This is a genomic window from Pelomicrobium sp. P1 (assembly GCF_052805615.1).
Map to the genome: position 1 here is coordinate 122,479 of NZ_JBRBEM010000006.1, position 19,455 is coordinate 141,933.

20 protein-coding genes are annotated in these 19,455 nt (G+C 69.7%); 12 read left to right on the forward strand and 8 right to left on the reverse strand.

From position 1 onward, the window contains the following. Positions 1-378: 378 nt before the first annotated feature. Entirely contained in the window at positions 379-1,197 is an 819-nt protein-coding gene (locus tag ACUVYZ_RS07915; RefSeq protein ID WP_439933905.1) for a DUF3014 domain-containing protein, read from the forward strand. A gap of 8 nt (positions 1,198-1,205) precedes the next feature. Here ACUVYZ_RS07915 and ACUVYZ_RS07920 read toward each other — a convergent pair whose 3' ends face one another. The 4 genes from ACUVYZ_RS07920 to ACUVYZ_RS07935 form a co-directional block, all read right to left on the reverse strand. Beyond that, entirely contained in the window at positions 1,206-2,522 is a 1,317-nt protein-coding gene (locus ACUVYZ_RS07920) for a TldD/PmbA family protein (RefSeq protein WP_439933906.1), read from the reverse strand. Beyond that, complete coding sequence (locus ACUVYZ_RS07925) at positions 2,519-3,946, reverse strand: TldD/PmbA family protein (protein WP_439933907.1); 1,428 nt, start codon at positions 3,944-3,946, stop codon at positions 2,519-2,521. Before ACUVYZ_RS07925 ends, ACUVYZ_RS07920 begins: the two co-directional genes overlap by 4 nt. A 411-nt stretch (positions 3,947-4,357) precedes the next feature. Next, positions 4,358-5,404: a metal-dependent hydrolase gene (locus ACUVYZ_RS07930; protein WP_439933908.1), complete on the reverse strand. Its 1,047-nt coding sequence runs from the start codon at positions 5,402-5,404 to the stop codon at positions 4,358-4,360. A 20-nt stretch (positions 5,405-5,424) separates the two neighbouring features. Continuing rightward, entirely contained in the window at positions 5,425-6,063 is a 639-nt protein-coding gene (locus ACUVYZ_RS07935) for a TetR/AcrR family transcriptional regulator (protein WP_439933909.1), read from the reverse strand. A gap of 80 nt (positions 6,064-6,143) precedes the next feature. On the opposite strand from ACUVYZ_RS07935, the gene ACUVYZ_RS07940 reads away from it, so the two are divergent. The 4 genes from ACUVYZ_RS07940 (at position 6,144) to ACUVYZ_RS07955 (ending at position 7,823) form a co-directional block, all read left to right on the forward strand. Then, positions 6,144-6,545 (forward strand): DUF429 domain-containing protein, encoded by a 402-nt coding sequence (locus ACUVYZ_RS07940; RefSeq protein WP_439933910.1) that lies wholly within the window; start codon positions 6,144-6,146, stop codon positions 6,543-6,545. 140 nt (positions 6,546-6,685) lie between these two features. Beyond that, positions 6,686-6,841, forward strand: coding sequence for a hypothetical protein (locus tag ACUVYZ_RS07945; RefSeq protein WP_439933911.1), 156 nt, complete (start codon positions 6,686-6,688; stop codon positions 6,839-6,841). Positions 6,842-6,914: 73 nt separating this feature from the next. After that, complete coding sequence (infA, locus tag ACUVYZ_RS07950; protein ID WP_439933912.1) at positions 6,915-7,163, forward strand: translation initiation factor IF-1; 249 nt, start codon at positions 6,915-6,917, stop codon at positions 7,161-7,163. 123 nt (positions 7,164-7,286) lie between these two features. Next, positions 7,287-7,823, forward strand: coding sequence for a lysozyme inhibitor LprI family protein (locus ACUVYZ_RS07955; RefSeq protein ID WP_439933913.1), 537 nt, complete (start codon positions 7,287-7,289; stop codon positions 7,821-7,823). A 117-nt stretch (positions 7,824-7,940) separates the two neighbouring features. Here ACUVYZ_RS07955 and ACUVYZ_RS07960 read toward each other — a convergent pair whose 3' ends face one another. Next, entirely contained in the window at positions 7,941-8,915 is a 975-nt protein-coding gene (locus tag ACUVYZ_RS07960) for an ankyrin repeat domain-containing protein (protein ID WP_439933914.1), read from the reverse strand. Positions 8,916-9,047: 132 nt separating this feature from the next. On the opposite strand from ACUVYZ_RS07960, the gene ACUVYZ_RS07965 reads away from it, so the two are divergent. The 4 genes from ACUVYZ_RS07965 (at position 9,048) to ACUVYZ_RS07980 (ending at position 10,646) form a co-directional block, all read left to right on the forward strand. Next, the gene (locus tag ACUVYZ_RS07965) at positions 9,048-9,608 is read left to right on the forward strand and encodes an energy transducer TonB (protein ID WP_439933915.1); all 561 of its coding nucleotides are present in this window, start codon (positions 9,048-9,050) and stop codon (positions 9,606-9,608) included. Positions 9,609-9,752: 144 nt separating this feature from the next. Then, positions 9,753-9,953: a hypothetical protein gene (locus ACUVYZ_RS07970; RefSeq protein ID WP_439933916.1), complete on the forward strand. Its 201-nt coding sequence runs from the start codon at positions 9,753-9,755 to the stop codon at positions 9,951-9,953. A gap of 26 nt (positions 9,954-9,979) precedes the next feature. Further along, positions 9,980-10,309 carry a tetratricopeptide repeat protein gene (locus ACUVYZ_RS07975; RefSeq protein WP_439933917.1) on the forward strand — a complete coding sequence of 110 codons (330 nt, stop codon included), beginning with the start codon at positions 9,980-9,982 and terminating at the stop codon, positions 10,307-10,309. Between the two features lie 7 nt (positions 10,310-10,316). Next, positions 10,317-10,646 carry a hypothetical protein gene (locus ACUVYZ_RS07980; protein ID WP_439933918.1) on the forward strand — a complete coding sequence of 110 codons (330 nt, stop codon included), beginning with the start codon at positions 10,317-10,319 and terminating at the stop codon, positions 10,644-10,646. 13 nt (positions 10,647-10,659) lie between these two features. On the opposite strand, the gene ACUVYZ_RS07985 is transcribed toward ACUVYZ_RS07980, so the two are convergent. Further along, on the reverse strand, positions 10,660-12,636 hold the full coding sequence (locus tag ACUVYZ_RS07985) for a sodium:solute symporter family protein (protein WP_439933919.1): 1,977 nt from the start codon (positions 12,634-12,636) through the stop codon (positions 10,660-10,662). 232 nt (positions 12,637-12,868) lie between these two features. Between ACUVYZ_RS07985 and ACUVYZ_RS07990 the strand changes: the two genes are divergently transcribed. Further along, positions 12,869-13,426 carry a hypothetical protein gene (locus ACUVYZ_RS07990; protein WP_439933920.1) on the forward strand — a complete coding sequence of 186 codons (558 nt, stop codon included), beginning with the start codon at positions 12,869-12,871 and terminating at the stop codon, positions 13,424-13,426. Between the two features lie 30 nt (positions 13,427-13,456). Then, a complete protein-coding gene (locus ACUVYZ_RS07995; protein ID WP_439933921.1) occupies positions 13,457-14,314 on the forward strand; it encodes a mechanosensitive ion channel family protein in 858 nt (285 codons plus the stop codon). Here ACUVYZ_RS07995 and ACUVYZ_RS08000 read toward each other — a convergent pair. Then, complete coding sequence (locus ACUVYZ_RS08000; RefSeq protein ID WP_439933922.1) at positions 14,311-17,133, reverse strand: glycosyltransferase family 2 protein; 2,823 nt, start codon at positions 17,131-17,133, stop codon at positions 14,311-14,313. The two genes, ACUVYZ_RS07995 and ACUVYZ_RS08000, sit on opposite strands and share 4 nt — an antisense overlap. Positions 17,134-17,371: 238 nt before the next feature. Here ACUVYZ_RS08000 and ACUVYZ_RS08005 point away from each other — a divergent pair, with 238 nt between their 5' ends. Further along, positions 17,372-17,773 carry a hypothetical protein gene (locus tag ACUVYZ_RS08005; protein ID WP_439933923.1) on the forward strand — a complete coding sequence of 134 codons (402 nt, stop codon included), beginning with the start codon at positions 17,372-17,374 and terminating at the stop codon, positions 17,771-17,773. On the opposite strand, the gene ACUVYZ_RS08010 is transcribed toward ACUVYZ_RS08005, so the two are convergent. Next, entirely contained in the window at positions 17,678-19,339 is a 1,662-nt protein-coding gene (locus ACUVYZ_RS08010) for a glycoside hydrolase family 17 protein (protein WP_439933924.1), read from the reverse strand. The two genes, ACUVYZ_RS08005 and ACUVYZ_RS08010, sit on opposite strands and share 96 nt — an antisense overlap. Between the last annotated feature and the right edge of the window lie 116 nt (positions 19,340-19,455).

Sequence of the window (19,455 nt, forward strand, 5' to 3'; positions counted from 1 at the left end):
CGTGTCATTTGCACTCATCGGTTTTTCCTCCCGATCAATCCGCCCCGCGGGCGCTTGGCATCGCTGCACGGGTGCGACAACCGGAGCTCATGAGGGAAAGGTGTCCACCTGAAAGCCAGCGGTGTTCGTCGACTCCCCTGTCCTGCCGCGTTTGCGCTGCGGGGGATGCTTGGGTTTAGCCCTGGCAAGGTGGCACAATAAGCCCCAAGCCCCCGCGCCGGGTTTCCGGTGGCAAGAGGAATAGAAGAAGAGCACCGGGGCCGAGATCCGAGACTCGTCTGTCGGCCGGCGTGTCGAGTCCGGGACGCAACCTCTATGGCCTCGGTCGTGCCCGCGCACGACTTCAGAGGTTCTTTACACCAGGGATCGTTTACGCCCATGAGAAACACGATCTGGTGGTTGACTCTGCTCGCTGCGTTGGCCGTCGTCATTGCGCTCTTCTATCCCTGGGGGGAAAAGAAGGTGCCGCAGGTTCAGCAGCCCAGTCCAGCGGCACCTCCGGCACCAGCGCCGACGCCTCGAGCCGAGGCGGAACCGCCCATCCGACATCCCATCGAACGCGCACTACCTTCCGGGGAGGAAGCGCCGCCGCAGCCGTCCCTGCCGCCCCTCAAAGAGAGCGATGGCGCGTTGCGGGAATCTCTGGCTGGTCTGTTGGGAACGAAACCGCTCGCGGATCTCTTTTATCTCACGGACATCGTGCGGCGCATCGTCGCCACGGTGGACAACCTGCCGCGAAAGCGAGTGGCTTCGCGCCTACTGCCGGTGAAGCCCCCCGCAGGGCAGTTCCTGGCGGCGCAGCAGGGCGACCGGTTGACGATCGGCGCTCAAAATCACCGGCGCTACGCGCCTTACGTGCGGCTCGCGGAGGCGGTAGACACCAAGAAGCTCGCGGCGGTGTACGTCCACTTCTACCCCTTGTTCCAGCAGGCCTACGAGGACCTGGGATATCCCGGCAAATACTTCAACGACCGCCTGATCGAGGTGATCGACCACCTGCTCGCGACGCCGGAGCCGAAGGAACCGATCGTCCTGGTACAGCCCCACGTGCTCTACCAGTTCGCCGACCCCAAGCTGGAGGAGCTGTCGGCAGGCCAGAAAATCCTCCTGCGCATGGGCCGCGACAACGCCCTCGTCGTCAAGGCGAAGCTGCGGGAGATCTGGCGGCAGTTGACCGGCCAGGAACTGCCCCGCTGAAAACCCGGTTACAGGGTGAACCGGAGCGAGCGCAGCAACGCCCCCGGCAGCCGGGCGCTGGCCTTGGAACGCTCTCCATAGGTGGAGGGGTCCAGCAGCAGCTCGGGAGCGCGAGTGAGGTCTGCCAGGTTCTCCCCCAGCATGCGGTAGATGGAATCGTCGAAGCGCATGGGCTCGACCGGGGAGACGATGCGCCCGCTCTCCACCCAGAAGGTGGCGAAACGGGTCATGCCGGTGATGCGGCCGGCGGGCCGGTCCGAGTAGTTCAAGTACCAGAGGTTGCCGACGGCGAGCCCCGTGTCCAGGGCCGCCAGGGCGTCCTTCTCGTCCAGCGTGCCGGGCGCCATGTCCAGGGACTGGGGCGTCTCGGCGGCGTTGGCCCCGTTGGTGGGAAGGCCGTACTCCCTGGCCGAGCGCGGCGACACCAGGGGCTCGCCGAGCCGGCCCCGGTCGATCAAGGTCACGGTGGCCGGTTTGATGAAGCCCTCCTGCTGGAACGGCGGCGCGACGCCCGCTTCGACCTTCTCGATCAGGGTGACTTGCGGCGAGAAGGTGGCCCCGTGCTCCATGCGCAGGAGCGGGCTCTGCCCGGTGGCTTGGGCTCGGGCCGAGAAGCTGCCCCAGCAGAGCAGCCCCATCAGCTCCTCCAGGGCCCGGGGCGCGAGATAGGCCCGGTATTCTCCCGGCTCGATCGTCCGCGGTGGGATCGAGAGGAGGGCAAGCTTCTCTGCCGCCTCCTCGAGTTTCGCTTCGAAGGCGGCGGGCTCCCAATCGAATCCGGCGTAGCCCGACTTCACCGCCTTGTCGCCGTGCAGGTAGAGGCTCCAATCCAGGTGGAAGCTCTCCACCTGGTGCCAGTTGCGCTGCCCGAAGGAGTTGGCGAAGCCGCGGTAGAGGGTCCCGGCGGCGTAGAAGCCCACCAGATCGCGCCCCCTCGCGGCGGCGACGACCTGCTGGGTGACCTCCGCGGCCGGCGCGAGACGGCCGCGGCGTTCCGTGCTGGTGGAGCGGGGCGTCTCGGCGATCATCAGCCACGGGTCTTCGGGAAGCTGGGGGAGGAGATCCCGCAGCCCCGCGAGGGCCGCCCGCGCCGCTTCCAAATCGCCGCCGTCGCCGGCTAGGGCCAGGGTAGCCGCCGCCTGGCGGGGTTTGCGCACCAGCCGCACCGTGAGGTAGCGCTGCTCCACGCTTCCCGCCTGGCGTACCTTGCCCTGGTTGAGGCGCACGAAATCCGAGCGTTCGCCGGAAAGGTAAAGAAGCAGGATCTCGTCCGGGGGCAGCGCCCGGCCCAGCCGGTCGGCCAGATCGAAGAAATGCGCTTTCATGCGCCTTCGCCGCCGAACACGTCCACGCCGGAGAACAGGCACGCTGGCGCCGCGTGACCCACGTGGATCGCTTGGTTGGGCTCGCCCTTGCCGCAGGTGAGCGTCCCATGCACCTGGAACGTGTCCGCGTCGCCCACCATGCGCAGGCTGCGCCAGAAGGCGCTGGAGACGCCCCGGTAGCACGGGTTCTTGACCACGCCCTTGATTTCTCCGTCCTCGATCAGCTCGCCCCACTCGCAGCCGAACTGGAACTTGTTGCGGGAATCGTCGATGGACCAGGACGCGTTGGTGCGCATCAGCACGCCCCGCTCGATGGAGCGGATCATCTCCGCCAGGGAGCTCTCGCCGGGCTCCACGTTGAGATTGGCCATGCGGTCGATGGGCGGGCGGTTCCAGCTCGAGGCCCGGGCGCTCGCCGTGCCGGGCAGGCCCGAGCGCCGTTGGGAGAGCCGCCCGCCGAGGGGGCGCTCCAGGATGCCGTTGCGGATGAGCCAGACCTTCTCCGCCGGCGTGCCTTCGTCGTCGAAGGCAAAGCCCGCGATCTCCCCGGGCACCGTCGGATCGTGGGTGACGTTGAGAAGGGGCGAGCCGTAGGCGTAGCGGCCGAACATGTCCAGGGTCACGAAGCTCGTTCCGGCGTAGTTACGCTCGTCCCCTAGGATGCGGTCCAGCTCCAGGGGGTGCCCGATAGACTCGTGGACCTGGAGCGCCATCTGGTCCGGCATGAGGAGCAGGTCCATCCGGCCCGACGGGCAATTGGGTGCCCCCAGGAGCCGCAAGGCCTCGTCCGCCAAGCGCGGGCCGCAGCCGATGAAGCCGCAGCGCTCGAAGGACACGAGACCGCCTTGGCTCGCATGAAGAAAGCTGCGCGCCTGGGTCTCTGTGCCCTGGTGCGCCGTGACCCGCCCGTGGGCGATCATGTAGCGGAACTGCTGGCGGACCTCGCCGCCCGTGCTGGTGAGATAGAGCGCGTCCACTTCCCGCCGCTCCAGGGCCATGTAGCGCTCGGCAATGCGCGGGTCGGCCTTCGCCCGCCGGCACTCCTCGGCGAGGAGGTCGTAGAGCTCCCGCGGGGAAGGCCTCTTGCCCGCTTCGTCCTTGAGCGCTCCCCTCGGGGCGGGCAGGTCCCGGGGATCGAAGCGAAGCACGCCGATCTCCCGAGTGGCCTCGGCCCACGCGGTGGCCTGGTCCAAGGCCCCCTGCAGCCCGGCCGGGGACAGGTCCCCCGTGGCGCAGTAGCCCCAGCCGCCGTCGGTGATCGCCGTGAGCATCACCCCGCGGTCCAGAGATCGATGGGGCGGCTCCAGGGTGTCCTGGCGCACGGCAAGCCATTCGGAGGACTGCTCGAAGTAGCGCAGGGACCAGAAAAGGGCGGACGAGCGCAGGGCGTGGAATCGGCTGCGAAGGGCGTCGGGGATGTCCATTCCGGATCGATACGTTAGCCTGAACGGCGAGGGCTTCGTCGCCCATATTGTACTTGTACGTCACCGCGTCCTGTGCCTCCGGGGGCATGGGCGTAGCACGCTCACCGGTGCTTTCGGTGCGTTTCGCTGGTGCTCGACGCACCCTACTCCCAAACCGTAGTGCGCTTCAGCGCACCGCTCCAAAGGTTCTCGTCTCATTGGCGGTGCGTTTCGCTACGCTCAACGCACCCTACCGGATTTTTTGAGATAGAGGTTTCCGCTTTCCGACGCGGGACCGGCTCCCGAGGATCGGCTTCGCGGCGGCGCAGGCGTTCCTCGAGGCCAGCGCCTGGGTAGCCCTGTGCGCCCGGGACCCGATCCGGCTCGAGAGCGCCGAAACCCAGCTTGCGGGCGACTGGTGAACGTCTCTTCTCAATCGATCCACAAGGGTCCCCGCTCCCGGGCCAGCCGCCAGGGAGCGCCGGGACGCTCGCGGCACAGGCCGAAAACGAAGGAGGGCACCCGCCATGGCAAGGTGAAGCGCAGGTCCACGAACCAGACGCACTGGGCTTCGCCGTCCTGGTCGATGCGATGGAGGGCGGGAAAGCGAGCGAAAGCGCGGAAATTCCGGAACGCCTCTTGCGCCCACGCCTCCCGGGCGAGGGCGCTTTCCCGGGCGTCGGAACCGAAACGCGGGTGCACGCGCCACTGGGGCGCCAGTCGGTATGCCGACGCCATGGGGGCGTAGCGATCCATCCCGGGTATCCGTTCCACCAGGCTGGGCCCGGGCAGCAGGTCCACCAGGGCCTCGTGGTAAGTCTCGCCGTGGCTCACGATCACCTTCCAGTGGAAGGGCGAAAAGGGCTGGGGCAGGGCGTGGGGTGTGGCGCTGACGAGCCCCAGGGTCTGGGCGTACGCCGCGCCGATGTCCGCCGCCCGCTGATGGAGCGCCGCCAGGAAGGCCACATAGCCGGCCAGGGCGAGCAGACCGAAGGCCGCCGCGGCCCGGCCCCGGGCCGGCAGCAACCACGCGGCGGCGAGCCCCGCCGCGATGATCCCGGTGAAGTACGGGTCGATCACGAAGGCGAGGGAAAGCGCCGCGCGCCAGCCGGAGACCGGGGCGAAGAGCTGGGTGCCGTAGGCGGTGATCACGTCTCCCGCGATGTGGATGCCGATGCCCAGGGCCGCCGGCCCGTAGAAAAGCCGCCAGGGCCGGTCGCATACCCGGCCTGCAACGAGGGCGATGAGAAGCGCCCATAGAGGCAGCAACAGGAGGGAGTGGGTGACGCCCTGATGGACGCGGCCCAGGTACCACAAGGTGTCCACCGCCCGCAGGGCGAAGTCGCCGTCGGGAAACGCGCCGGCGGTGAACCCCACCGCCATGCGCTGGCGCAGGCTCGGCGCGCCGGGGGAAGGATGGGCAGGCGCGGTGGCGCGGGCCAGCAGCGCCCCGCTCAAGGCGTGGGTCAGGGTGTCCACCGGCGCCCGAGGAAGCTCGACTACGGAGAGGGTTCGGTGCGGACGGCTTCGCCCGGTGTCTCCCTGGGCGGCGTCGGGCGGGCGAACACCCAGGAGGGCAGTCCCTCGGCCGCGGTCAGCAAGCGGTCCAGGAAACGGCTGGTGGAGGCCGAGTTCGCCGAGTCGTCGTGCATCCAGTAGAGGAAGGTGGCGAGGTAGATGCTCGTGGTCACGGTCTCCTCCAGCGCCCGGCTGAGGTAAGCGGCCTCCCGCCGGGCCCCCTCCCGGATCCACTGGACGGTACGGCTCACCCGCAGCAGTCCCCGCACCTGGATGTGCACGTGGCCGGGTTCCAGCTTTCCATAGATGATCTGTCGGGTCACCCGGCGGTGGGGCGCCAAGGCCCCGAGCCAGGCCATGATCAGCCGGTGCAGGCGCTCCCGCGGGGGAAGCGCCTGGATCTCGGCCCGAGCCGCGGCCCGCAGCATGGCCGCGTCCGCCCGGTCGAACCAGGCCTCGGCCACGTCTTCCTTTTCGCGAAAGTGCTGGCGCACCTCGTCCAGGGTGATGCCCAGCTCAGCGGCCACGTCGAACAGGCGCACGCGCTCCCAGGCGCTTCCCTCCGCCAGAGCGAGAGCGGTATCGACGATACGCTCCCGTAGATCGGACGGGTTTTCCATTTCGGCCTCCAGCGTTGCAAGACGAGGGATACGGTCCTTTCTTAGGATACGCTTCTCCCGCAGGCGGGGATGAAGGAAAAATGGCGCGGCTCGTGGGCGTGGACGGCTGTCCCAAGGGATGGGTGGCGGTGAGCCTGGGCGAAGACAGGCCCGTTCTGGACGTGGGTGTGCACCGCTCCGCGGCCGAAGTGCTCGCCGCCTATCCGGACGCCGCCGCCATTGCCGTCGATATTCCCCTGGGCCTCACCGAATCCGGCGCCCGTGCCTGCGATGGGCAGGCGCGGGCGCTCCTCGGGCGGCCCCGGGCATCCAGCGTGTTCCCCGCGCCGATCCGGCCCGTGCTGTCCGCCCCGACGCGGGAGGTGGCTTCCCGACTCCAGCGCGCCCTGGACGGGCGCGGCATCGGGGCTCAGGCCTGGGCCATCGTTGCCCGGGTGCGGGAGCGGGACGGCGCGGGGCTGCCCATGGCCATCTGGTACTAGCCCGGATATTCCTGTATAATTATCCACTCGTTAGGTGTGCGATAAGCACTCTCATAAGAGCCCCCTACCGGTTGACCCTCGGGGTTGACGTTGGTCGGGGGCTTTGCGTTTTTGAACCCGCAGCAGAAGGAGGCACCCTCATGGCCCGAACCTTAACCCCCGAAGAAGCCGCGACGATGATCATCCGGCGCCGTTTGCAGCAAGTTGAGGAGCGCAAGCATTCCCAGCAGCGCAAGGAGGCGGGGAAGCAGGCGCGGCGGGTCCCCGGTTCCCAGTCTTCCCGCTCCGGGCGTTGAGCCACCCTTGTCCCCGGCTTTGGCGCCGGCCTTGGCGCGCGTCTGGCACCTTTTGAGCGAAGGAGATTTCCCCATGGCAAAAGAAGAATTGTTGGAAGTGGAGGGCGTGGTGAGCGAAGTGCTGCCCAACACCCAGTTCCGGGTCACCCTGGACAACGGGGTCGACGTGGTGGCCTACGCCTCGGGCAAGATGCGCAAGTTCCGCATCCGCATCACCCGGGGCGATCGGGTCACGGTGGAGATGTCGCCCTACGACCTGACCAAGGCCCGCATCAACTTCCGTCACCGGGAGGGAGGCGCCCCCGCCCGGACGCCGGTTTAACAGGCTCCAAGCCGCTCGTCGTTTTCTCGCCGCCGGAGGTCCGGCGGCGTATCCTTACCTGCCCCCATCTCGGTACACTTATCGGCGCTGCGCCCGCCGGCGTCGGCGGGGCAGGGAGCGTCCATGAGCAAGCTTTCCCACGTGGGCCACGCCGACCAGATCCTGATCGAGATGGCGGCGCTCACCGTCATCTTCGGGCTGGCCATCGCGAGCTTCGGCATCGGGATGGCAAGGCCCGTTTCCCCTCCCGTGAAGCCCCCGGCCTCTTCCTCGCCGCCGGCGCCGAGGGTGGCGTCCCATCCGGCCGGCCATGCGTGCGAGGAGCGCGCCGGCGACGTGGGGCAACTGATGGGCTGCCTCCAGGCCGCCCTGGGGCAAGAGCAGGCCGCCCTCCAGAACGCCTACGCCCACTTGAGCCGTCTCGCTCCGGACGCGGGACAGGCGCTGGAACGTTCCCAGAAGACCTGGTCCGATTACGTGCGCGCCGACTGCGAGTTGCAGGCGGCGCCCTTCGCTGGAACGGAAGTGCAGCGGGCCATGCACCTCAACTGCGAATACGTGCGGACGGCGGCCCGGGTCCGGGCGCTGGAGGCGCTGGCCGCGGAGCTGGCCCAGCCCGCCGCCGGGAGCGGCGCACCCGGGAAGGACGCGCGCCGTTAGGACATTCTCAGGCGGCGACCACCGACACGCCGCTTCGCGCGAAGGCCGCTTGTTTCGGCGTCAGCTAGAAAGCCTGGTCGCCGCCTGCGCGGGGGTTCGGCGCGGTCTGTTTGGCGTTCAGGGAAGCGGCCACTCTTGCCCACGCTCGTCGATCAACACCGCCTCCTGGCGCTCCGGCTGCCCGCGCCTGGCGCGGATTTCGATCCCCTTGGGCTCCCGGGGCGGCGGGGCTTGCGCCCTCGCCTGGGCCTCCTCTTCCCGGCGCAGGCGCTCGATGGCGGCGAGATAGTCCCGTTTCGCCTCCGGCGTGAGGTGGCCCAGGGCTTCGTTGAGCCGCATTTCCGAGAGCAGGGATTCGATCCGGGGCGACACCGGCGCGGAGCGCACCGGCGCGCCGAAGCTGCCGGCAGGCCGCCGCGCCGCCTGGGCGAAGCGCTCCGGCCCCGCCACCAGCCGGGCGATGCCCAGGTGCCCGTGGCGCATGGCCCACGCGAGGGCATCCTCGCCCCGCTCGTTGACCGCTTGAGTGTCGGCGCCGCGCTCGACCAGCAAGCGGGCGAGCCCCTCGCGCCCTTCCCGGGCGGCCATCATCAGCACGGTGGAGCCGTTGGGCGCCCGGGCGTTCACGTCCGCGCCCCGCTCGATGAGTAGCCTGGCCACTGCCTCGTGGCCGGCGAACACCGCGTAGTGGAGGGCCGACCATTCGTGCCCCTCCCGGTTGACCCGGGCGCCCCGGTCCAGCAACCACCGCACCGCCTCCAGCCGGCCTTTCCAGGCGGCGTGCATCAGGGCCTGCTCGCCGAACCGGTTGGTCTTATGAAGGTCGGCGCCCCGGGACAGGAACAGGGCCATCATGGGGATGTTGCCCTCCCAGGCGGCGATCATGAGCCCGGTGCCGATGCGGTCGGCCATGAAGTCCGGTGGGAGCCCCGCGTCCAGCCAGGCGGAGGCCGCGCGCAGATCGCCCATTTCGATGGTCACGCCGAAGCGCGCCGGATCGGGCAGCTCCACCGCCCTAGAGGGGCCGCCGGCCAACAGGGCGGCCACCGCTGCGGCGGCGAGCCAGTTGACTGCGCGCTCAGGCAAAATCATCCGGGGCTTGCCATCCGGTGGGAAAGGTCTCCATAGTCGGGAAATGATGCCCGATTGTCAAAATGCGGTGGTAGGGCTCGCCCCGCGAATTCCACGGCGCCCCGGTGTGCCGGATCGGCTGGGGAGGGGCTGATGGATCGTCCCTGGGCGACGTTCGGCTGGGCGCTGGGGGCATCGGCCGCGCTCCATGTTCTGGTGCTGGCGAGCCTCGACCCGGCCCAGGTGGGCGCCGGGGGACGGTCCATGGCGCACGCTCCGGTCCTGACGGCCTGGCTCGAGCCCCTTCCCGAAACCGGCTCCCGGTCCCAGGAGCGCCCGGACCCGCTGAGGCCGCCGGGAGCGAAGCCGCCCCGGAAGACCGCTCCCCAACCGCAGCACCCCCAGCCTTCCAGGCGAGAAGGGCAGATGCAGGTCGAACCCCTTCCGGCGGCGCAACTGGCCGAGACCCTGGAGCGGCTGTCGGAGGTGCTGCTCTACCCGCCGGAAGCCCTGCGGCTGGGGCTAGAAGGGGAGGTGGTGCTCCTCCTGGAGCTGGGGGAAGGCGGGCGCATCGTGGAGGCGTCGGTCGCCAGCAGCTCGGGGCACGCCCTGCTGGATCAGGCGGCGCTCAAGGCCGTCGCCCGGCTTGGCGCCTTGAGCCCCGCATCGGCGGGCAAGGCCATTCTCCTGCCGGTGCGGTTTAGAATTTTGTAATCCTCCATGCGTTACCATCCTCTCTCCGACAGCGATCTGAACGTTTCCGAGCGGAGCGGAAGGTGCCGCTCTTCGGCAACGCCCGGTTCGATCCGACGAAGGAAAGACAGGCGACCCCGAGGCTGGAGCAGATCGAGGCCATGGATGCCCTGGTGCGGGCGGGCATTCGTCCGGTCCACCTGGCCATCGCCTTCGTGCGCAACCGCGTCCAACATCCTCGGGGCCACGAGGATCGACCAGCTCAAGGAAGAGCTGGCCGCCGCCGAAGCGAGATTGGATGAGAATCTGCTGGCGCAGATCGACTTCATCCACCGTCGCTACACCAGCCCGGCGGCGGGGCTCTGAGCCGGAATCCCCTTCGCGCCCACCACTTGGACGAGCTGAGCCTGCGGCAGTACGGCCGCAGCGAGATCGTGATCGAGCAACTGCTGGCGGAAGCGCCCGACGACGGCGAGCTCTGGTTCGCCAAGGGCGAGGTCTACCGGTTGCGGTGGGACGAGGGGGACGCCCAGCGAGCCCTCGCCGCCTACGAGCGCGCGGTGAACGCGGGCGGAGCGCCGCCCGAGGTGCACCGCTCCCTGGGTCTCGTCGCCCTCAAGACCGGCGACCGGGCGCAGGCGAAACAGGCGTTCGAGACCTACTTGCGCGTGAAGCGCGATGCCCCGGACCGGGAAGCGATCCACACGCTCCTTGCCCAGTGAGGCGGCTATGAAGACCCACAGCATCCTGCTGGTCGCGGCACTGGCCGTGGCCGGCTGCGCCGCTGCTCCCTATACGCTGGTGCCGATCGAGCGCCAGGTGGTGGGCGGCGGAATTTCCATCGAGCCCGGTTCGGCCTGGAACCGCGTCAACCATGTCCTCTACGAGGGCAAGCTCGACGTCAGGACCCTCGATGGGATGACGCTCAATTCCCTCATGTGCTTGGCGTATGGGCTGCTTGAGCGCTGCCCGGCGTTCGATGCGTACGACGCCCGCTGCACTGCCCGGCCGGCATTCGCGCGCGCGTCGGCGATCGACGGGGAAGCCGCGACGCCTTGAGGGCCCGCTCGGCTCACGGGGCCCGGGCGGGGACGGGACGGGATTGCGCGCCGGTGGGCTCGGCGCGCGAGGCGCGGCGCCACCACAGGGGCACCAGCGTCACGCCCAGGACCAGCGCCGCCGCCGCCACCGGCCATGGCACGGCGGGATGGGGCAGGAGCAGCCGTCCGGCGCCGTAGAGGCAGAGGAACAGGGAGCTTGCGGCGAGGAGCGCGGTCAGCCCGTCCCGCGCCAAAGCCCGCAGGGGGCGCGACGGGTCGTCCCCCACCTTGGCGGCGGTGGCGCGCCACCATCCGTGGGGCCGGACGCGGCGGTAGAAGGATTCGAGCGTTTCGGGATCGGTAGGCGGTCCGAGGAACGCCGCCGCCACTGCCGCCGCCGTGGACGCGGCCGCCATGATGCCCAGGTTGAGGGCCTCGATCGCCAGCTCGTTGCCCGCGAACCAGCCCTCGGCGCGGGCCTGCCCCCCCAGGTGGAGCAGCAGAGGCGCCACCAGGAGGGAGACCGCCATGGCGGCGAGCTCCGACCAGAGATTGATCCGCTCCCACAGCCAGCGCAGCACCAAGACCGACCCGACCCCCGCGCCGAACAGGAGCGCGATTTGCCAGGCCTGCTGGATCGAGCTTAAGTTCACCATGACGACGAGGGCCAGGGCGATGACCAGCACGTTGGAGAGCCGGGCGACCAGAACCAGCTCTCGGTTCCCCGGCTCCCGCTTGAGCCAGGCGCGGCAGACGAGCCGCTGGTAGAGGTCGTTGCTCCAGTAGCTGGCGCCCCAGTTGAGATGGGTGTCCAGGGTGGAGGCGAGGGCGGCGAGCATGCCGGTCAACATGAGGCCCAGGGCGCCGCTGGGCATCAGCTCGTGGACGCCCCGCACGAACATGAGTTCCCGCCGCGCCGCGAAGCCCGCTTCCGTCTTCGCACTCTCGTCGAAGGGGTACAGCACCAGGAGCCCCACGGCGATCACCAGCCACGGCAGGGAGCGCAGCAGGATCTGCAGCCAGGCGAAGACGATGCCGGCGAAGCGCGCCTCCCGCTCGTCGCGGCAGGCCATGGTCCGCTGGGCCAGGTAGCCCGTGCCGTCGCTGTTCACCTGGAACAGCCACTGCAGGCCGATGACGGCGAGGAAAGGCAGGAGAAGGGCGGGCCAGTCCGGGCCGCCCGTCGCCTCACCGGCGAAGCCCGGGGCGAAGGAGAGGATCCGGGCCGCCCGCTCTTCCCCGTAGAGGTGGACCAGACTCGGCACCAGGGCGCGAAGCCCCCCGGCCGCTTGCGCGATGAACCAGGCGAAGAGGAGGGTGCCGGCCAGGGCGACGGCGAATTGCACAATATCGGTCGCCACCACGCCGCGCAGGCCCCCGGTCGTGGCGTAGAGGGCGGTGAAGAGAAGGATCAGCGCGATGCTGATGATGTTGTTGGCCGCTGCCAGGTGCTGCGGATAGGCGGGAGCACTGGAGGACAGTTTCGGTCCCAGGCCGGAGCGCAGGACGAAATCGGCGAGGGGATCGTAGAGCGCCGCGGGCAGCCACCGGTGCCAGGGCAGGAAGAGCTCGGTGATGCCGACGGCGGCGGCGAGCACCCAGGCGAGCACCACGCAGTTGAAGATCGTGCCGTAGTAGATCGCCTTGAACGTCCGCAGCAGCAGCGTCCCCCGGCCGCTGTAGCGGATCTCGGCCAGCTCGGCGTCGGTGAGTACCCCCGCCCGCTGCCAGAGGGCGGCGAAGACGAAGGCCATGAGCAGGAAGGCCAGGGCGTAGATCCACAGCCGCCAGAGCAGAAAGACGCCCCCCGTGGCCACCAGGCCCGCCACCAGCAGGGGCGTGTCGGCGGCGAACTGGGTCGCCGCCATGCTGGTTCCCGCTTGCCAGCCCTTCAGGCCTCGCCCGGCGAGGAAATACTCGTGCAGGTCGCGGGAAGCTTTGCGCCGGGCCGCGAACCCCGCCGCGATGGAGTACCCCACGAATGCCAGAACGATGAACAGGTCGAGCATGATGGCCCGGCGGACTGCCGGTCCGCCGCAAGGTTTCCCTCCGCTTGAAGCCCGGTCCGTGGGGATTATCCCACGCCGCGCCCGGGAGGCCGGGACGGCCGGGGCTTCCGGCGGGCGCCGCCTTGCCAGTGTGGGGCAGACAAGCCATCATGCGCTCCTGCCGGCAGCGCGGGCCCGGCGGGTCGCGCGCCGCTTCCTGGACGGTACCTCTTTATAACCCTGGCATGTCCCCGTGACCGCCCGCTACGCGACGTTGCTTCGCACCGGCGCTCGCATCCAGGGCCGCCACGCCGAGCTGCAAGCCCTGTTCGAGCAGGCCCGCGCCCTCTGCCGGGAGGGCTTTCCCTTCGACGAGACCCGCAGCCTCGACCCGGTGCGGGCCCGCCTGACTCTGGGCTTCGTGGAAGGACTGCGGGCCGAGCTGCAGGAGGCGCTGGGGCTGCCGGCGGGGGCGCTGAGCCTGGAGCGCTTCACCGTGCAGGGAGCGGGGCCCGTCAGCCTCCACGACGACGCGCGCAACTATCCCGACGTCTACTTCGTGATCGTGGTGGCCCACTCCGGGCGGCTGGGGATCGTGGACCGGAAAAGCCGGGCGGCGCGGCACGCGACCGGCGAGGTTCTGCTACTCGATCCGCGCAAGAAGCACGCCCTGGTGCCGGAAGGTCTGACCGCCGCCGAGTGGCCCTGCGCCCGCACGGGGGGATTCGCCCGCGATCCGCAGGACCAGTTCCTGTTCCTGGATTTCGAGGTGCCGCGGCGCTTCCTGCGAGAGCGTTTCCGCGCCGGCTGACCCTGTAAAATGACGTCTCCCGAGCGCCCCATGGACACGCTGCTGCGCCACGAAATCCTCGCCACCCTGGTCATCCTGGCCGGGGTCCTGTTGGCCAACTTCGCCATTTCCTGGATCCTGCGCGGCCGGGTGCACATGTCCCGGGAGGCCAAGCTGCGCACCTCGGTCTTCTGGCGCAACGCCTCGTTCCTGATCGCCGTGGTGGCCCTCGTTTTCGTATGGGGCTCGGAACTTCGGGCCGCCGCCCTGTCCCTGGTGGCCTTGGGGGTGGCCGTGGTGCTCGCCACCAAGGAACTCCTCATCTCGGTGCTCGGCTACGTCTATCGCACCACCTCGGGGGCGTTCCGCTTCGGCGACATCATCGAGATCCACGACGTGAAGGGAGAGGTGGTGGACCAGACCCTGCTCTCCACCACGGTGCTGGAAGTGGGCCAGCAGCACCAGTTGACCGGGCGGCTGGTGCAGTTCCCCAACGCCTATTACCTCACCCATCCCCTCAAGAACCTGTCCCGGATCGGGCGCTACCAGATCGGGCTGCTCACCGTTCCGGTGGCCGCCGGCGAGGACGTGGAGGCGTTGAAGGGCGTCCTGGAGCAGGCGGCGCGGGAAGTGTGCAGCGCCTTCGTCGAGCCAGCGGAAGCCGCCATCCGGGAAATAGAGGGGGAGCGCTTCATCATGATGCCCTCGGCCGAGCCCCGGGTGGCGGTGGCCCTGCCCGACGTGGACAAGGTGCACCTCATCCTGCGCTACCCCTATCCCGCGGACCGGCGCATGGCCACCGAGCAGCAGATCATCGCCCGCTACCTGGCGTCGCTCCCCGGGCGGCGCCGGCCCTCGGGCGCAGGCAGCGCGGCCGGCGAGACGGCCCGCCTCGCCCCGCCCGGTTAGGCCCGGGCCCGCTCCCGCACCGGGACCGCGGGCTCGATGCGCGCCACCGGGGCGCCTTCCGGCGCCGGCTGGGCGCCCTGGCGGGCGGTGCGGCCGGCCCGGGCGGAGATGGCTGCCGTGAGCAGCGCCGCCCCATAGGGCACGGCCTGGGCGGCCAGGATCGCCGCCCAGAGGGAAGCCTCCCGCTCGGTGCCCAGGCCCCACAGGGTCAATCCCGCCCCCAGGCTCAAGGCGACGAGCATGAGCAGCTCCTCCCGCACCACGCCCAGCATGGCGGCGAAGCGCCCGTGGCGGTGGAAGCTCTTCGCCGTGCGCACGAACACCCCCCGCTTCCGGGCCAGGCCCTGGAACACGCCTCGGGCGATGGCGTGGGACAGGGCCATGCTGGCCAGCGACGCGCCCAAGATGTCGCGCCAGCCGCAGTCCACCCGCGCCGCGTACAGCACCGGGCCGAACAGGGCCTTGGCGGCGAAGAAGGCGAGCACCGGGACGAGGAAGAGGTCCAGGGGCAGGGTGAAGTGCTTGGGCGCCGCCAGCATGCCGATGGTCCAGAGGAGAGCGCTCAGGGCGAAGGCGAAGTGCAGGGCGTCGGCGAACCAGGAAAACCACCCGGTCAGGAAGTGGTAGCGCTGGCCGGCGCTCAAGGGGCTTTTGCCGGTCAAGGCGGACCAATGCCCCTTGAGGATCTGCATGGCGCCGAAGGCCCAGCGCAGCCGCTGGGACTTGAATGCTTTAAAGTCGGCCGGCGTGAGGCCCCGGCCCAGCACCCGGTCCACGTAGCGGGTCTCGTAGCCCGCGCCCATGAGGCGCAGCCCCAGCTCCGCATCCTCGCAGATGCACCACTCGGCCCAGCCGCCCACCCGCTCCAGGGCGCGGCGGCGGATCAGCGTCATGGTGCCGTGCTGGATGATGGCATTGCGCTCGTTGCGGTGGTGCATGCCCACGCGGAAGAAGCCTTCGAACTCCCAGTTGCACATGCGCTGGAAGAAGTTGGCCTCGAAGTCTCGGTGGGCCTGGGGCGCCTGCACCACGGCCACCTGGGGCTCCAGGAAGTGGCCCATTAGCGCCGAGAGCCAGGTGCGGCTCACCGCGTAGTCGGCGTCCACTACCCCCACCACCTCGGCGCGCGGGTCCGTCTGCTGCAGGGCGAAGTTGAGCGCCCCGGCCTTGAATCCCGGCCACTGGGGCAGATGGAAGAAACGGAATCGCGGTCCTGCCTTCTCGCACCACGCCTGCACCGGCTTCCACAGGGCTTCGTCCGGGGTGTTGTTGTCGATCACCAGCACTTCGAAGTTCTGGTAATCCAGGTGAGCCAGGCTATTGAGGGTCAGGATCACCATCTCCGGCGGCTCGCGCGAGCAGGCGAGGTGGATGGAGACGAAGGGTTGCGCCTGGCCGGGCGGAAGCTCCCGCGGGCCGAAGCTCCGCTGCCAGCGGTCGCGCCACAACGCTTCGGTGAACTCGAAGCCGTTGGCTAGCAGGATGGCCGCCATGGCGAGGAAGGCGGGCGCGAGCAGCGCCAGCATGGCCCAGTCGAGGGGCTTCAGGTAGAACTCGAAGGGCATGGCGGCGAGCCACACCAGGAGGGCGGCCGCGGCCTGGATCAATCCGGCGAAGAACAGCCGTCCTGGCAGGCGGAAGCGCCGGAAGGCGGCGGCGAACCAGAGCATGAAGGGAAAGGCTAAGAGGGAGGCGGCGAGGGCCTTCTGCGGCCAGTGGGGATCCTCGATCACCGGGCCGCTTAAGGGAAACTTGGGGGTGCGGTCGGCGTGGAACACGCCCCAATAGGCCCCCGCCCGTCCTTCCTCGGCCCCTTTCCACGGCTGGTCGAAGGCCTCCATCAGGTAGTAGTCCAGAGGAAGGTCCCGGGCGCGGGCGAGAAAGGCCCGCACGAACTGGGCCTGGTGGGCGGTGGAGGCGAGGGCCTGGCGGACCCGGTCCCCGTGGCTGGGCCAGCCCACTTCGCCGATGACGATGGGTTTCTTGGGGAACTTCCGCCGCAGCTCTTCCAGCCGCAGGAACACGAACTCCACCGCCGCTTCCACGGGCACCCCTTCCCAGTAGGGCAGCAGGTGTACGGTGATGAAGTCCACGTGCCGGGCCAGTTCCGGGTACTTGAGCCAGACGTGCCAGGGCTCGGCGGTGGAGACGGGGATCTTCAGCCGGCGCTTGGCCGCTTTGAGGTAACCCGCCAGCTCCTTCACGCCGAGGTCGCCCCGCAGCAAGGTCTCGTTGCCGATGATGGCCCGGTCTAGATTGGGGTGGATCTTGGCCGCGGAGACGAGGGCGTTGATCTCCCGCAGGTTGCGCTCCCGGTCCCGGCTCAGCCAGGCGCCGGCGGTGACCTGGAGGCCCGCTTCCCGGGCGAGCCGGGGGAGTATCGGGTTTTCCGTCGCGGTATAGACCCGGATGCGTTTGGTGTGGCGGGCGAGCAGCCGCAGGTCGGCGGCCACCTCGGCTTCCGAGGGATAACGGTTCTCCAGGGGGCTCTGGTGGCGCTGGAAGGCGCTATAGGCCATGCCCCGGACCCGGCCCTCGAATTCCGCCGGCGCGAGGGGCCGGTTGAAATAGGCCCACGACCCGTAGTTGAGGGATGCGATCAGCAGGGCGATGAGGGCGGCCGGGACAAGCGCGCGGACCGGCTTTCCGGCGGGTAAGGTCAAGGAGTCGGTCTTCACGATCACCCTTTGGCAAACAAGAGGCCCGGCATCTCTGCCGGGCCCCTCCGTATGGTTCTTTTCCGTGACCCGCCGCCACGGCGGGCTGGCTTTTGGCTTCGCTGCAAGCGCCCTGGCGTCAAGCAGGGTCCATGCCTGCATGCCAAGTGCTTATGCCGCGCGCACTTGCGTCTGGCTCTGGCGTAGAACCAGGAAAATGCTGTCGTCAACCGACGACAGGGCGAGGATCCACAAGCGAAGCGGCGCGAATTCTATCGGATTTTTGTCCGGCGTGCCGATCGACGTGGCGGGTCTGGACTTTCGTCTGGCATGGCGCATGCCGTATGCTGGAGCGTCCGCTCAGACTCCCGCACCTAAGCCGGGCGCGGGTATCCGATTCATGGGTAAGGCCTTCTTCCCTTGGAGCGCCATCGCCGCAGTCGGGCTCCTCGCCGCCGCCGCCCGCTACGGGCTGGTGGAGCCTGCCGCCGTCGCCCATCTGTGCGACGGGGGCTCGGGACCCTGGTGGTGTGGCCTGCGCCGGGCCGTCATCGCCGCCTTTTCCGGCTACGGTCTGGGGTACGGGGCGCTGGGGACCGGTGCGCTGGCGGTGGCGCTCCCGCGGCCGTGGATCGCCTGGACCGCCGCGGCGCTGGGGCTCGCCGGGCTGATCCTGTACTGCTTCGAGGCCTCGGCGGTGGGGTTTCTACTGGGCGCCCTGGTGCTCGCCCGGACGGGTTCGAGCCTGTCGTCGGGCGGCGACATGGGGAGCGAGCACCGCGGCCGCCAGTGCCAGGCTTAGCGCCGCCCAAAGGACGGCGCTCCCGTTGGTGAGCCCCTCCCTCGCCACGATGAGGGGGGCGGAGGCGGCGAGCCCGCCTGCCAGCAGCCGTTCCTCCCCCTCCGCCGGGGGCCAGGCCCTCCATTCCCCGGCGCCAGCCAGGGCGTGCAGCAGGAAGCCCAGGGCGGGCGGCCCGAAGAGGGCCAGGGGAAAGTCTCGATAGCGGGGGTCGAAGACGAGGAGCAGCGCCACCACCGCGGCGGCGAAGAGCCAGGCGAAGCGCAGGAACCCCAGCCAGTCCGCCGCCCTTTTCGGCGGGCGCGGGATGTGGAGGAGGGAAGCGGGAGGCGCGAGCCGTTCCCAGTCGCCCGCCCACCGGGCCAGCCCGTAGGCCAGGACCAGGGCAGTGGCGAGCGCCAAGGCCGTGAAGGCGCCGGTCAAGGCCCACTCGAATAGGTCCTGGTTGGCCGCCGCCATATGCCGGCACTGGGCCGCCAGGGCCACGCCGGTCGCGAAGCCCGCGAGCACGAGAACCGGCAGCCCCCGCCCGCCCGGCCGGGGGTTGCCGATCCATGCCATCAGGGAGAAGAGAAACGCTAGGGCGCCGCCAGAATAGAAACTCGCGCGCCAGTGGGGGTCCTCCACCACCGGGCCTTGCAGGGGAAACTTGGGCCGCAGCGCGGCGTCGTACAGGCCCCAATGGCCTCCCACCGTCCCCTCCAGGCGGCGCTTCCAGGGCTGGTCGAAGGCCTCGATCAGGTTATACGCTACCCCCGAGCGGTGGGCAAAGGAAAGGAACTCCCGAAGGAAGCGGGCTTCGTTGACCTGGCTGGGGACCGCCTCCCGGCGCTGGCGTCCCCGGCTCGGCCAGCCCGTTTCCCCGATGAAAGTTTCCCGCCCCGGAAAGGCGGCCCGCACCCGACCGTAGATCCGCTGCACGTGGGGAACCGCTTCCTCGATCCCCACGGGATCGTCTTCCCAGTAGGGCAGGATGTGGATGGTGACGAAGGACACGGCCTGGGCCAGGGACGGGTGCTGGAGCCAGAACTCCCACACGTCGGCGTAGGTGACGGGAAGGGGCGTGGCCGCGCGCACCCGCTCGATGTAGGCGCGCAATTCTTCCTGCGGCAGCTCCCGCCGCAGCAGAACCTCGTTGCCCACGATCACGGCGCGCACCGTGGCGGGATGGGCGTTGGCGACGCGGAGACCGAGGGCCAGTTCCTGTTCGTTTTCCTCCCGATCGCGCCCGAGCCAGAGGCCCAGCAGCACCTGCATGCCCAGCGTCTCGGCCACGGCGGGCACCTCCGCGAGCCCCTGGCTGACCGAATAGGTGCGCACGCACCGGAACCGGGTGGACAGGAATTTTAGCTCCGCTTCGATGCGAGCGCGGGACACCTGGGTATTGGGATCGAGGGGGCTTTCCCCCGGCAGGCGAAAGGGCGTGTAGGAGACGCAGTCGAGGGGCTGGGCGGGCCCATCGGGCAGGGGCACCGGCCGGCCCCGAAACCAGGCGTCGTATCCGGCGGCGACGCAGGCAAGGCCCAGCACGGCCAGGAGGAGGCCGTACCGCAGCCTCGGGCCGCTCATCTGGGGCGTGGAAGCGGCCCCTCAGGCACGAGGGGACGGCCCGTGGCGCAGGCCCCGGCGACGGCGGTGGAGAACGCGGCGCCGGGTGTTCTGGCTCGCGTCATTCCAGCTTTCGG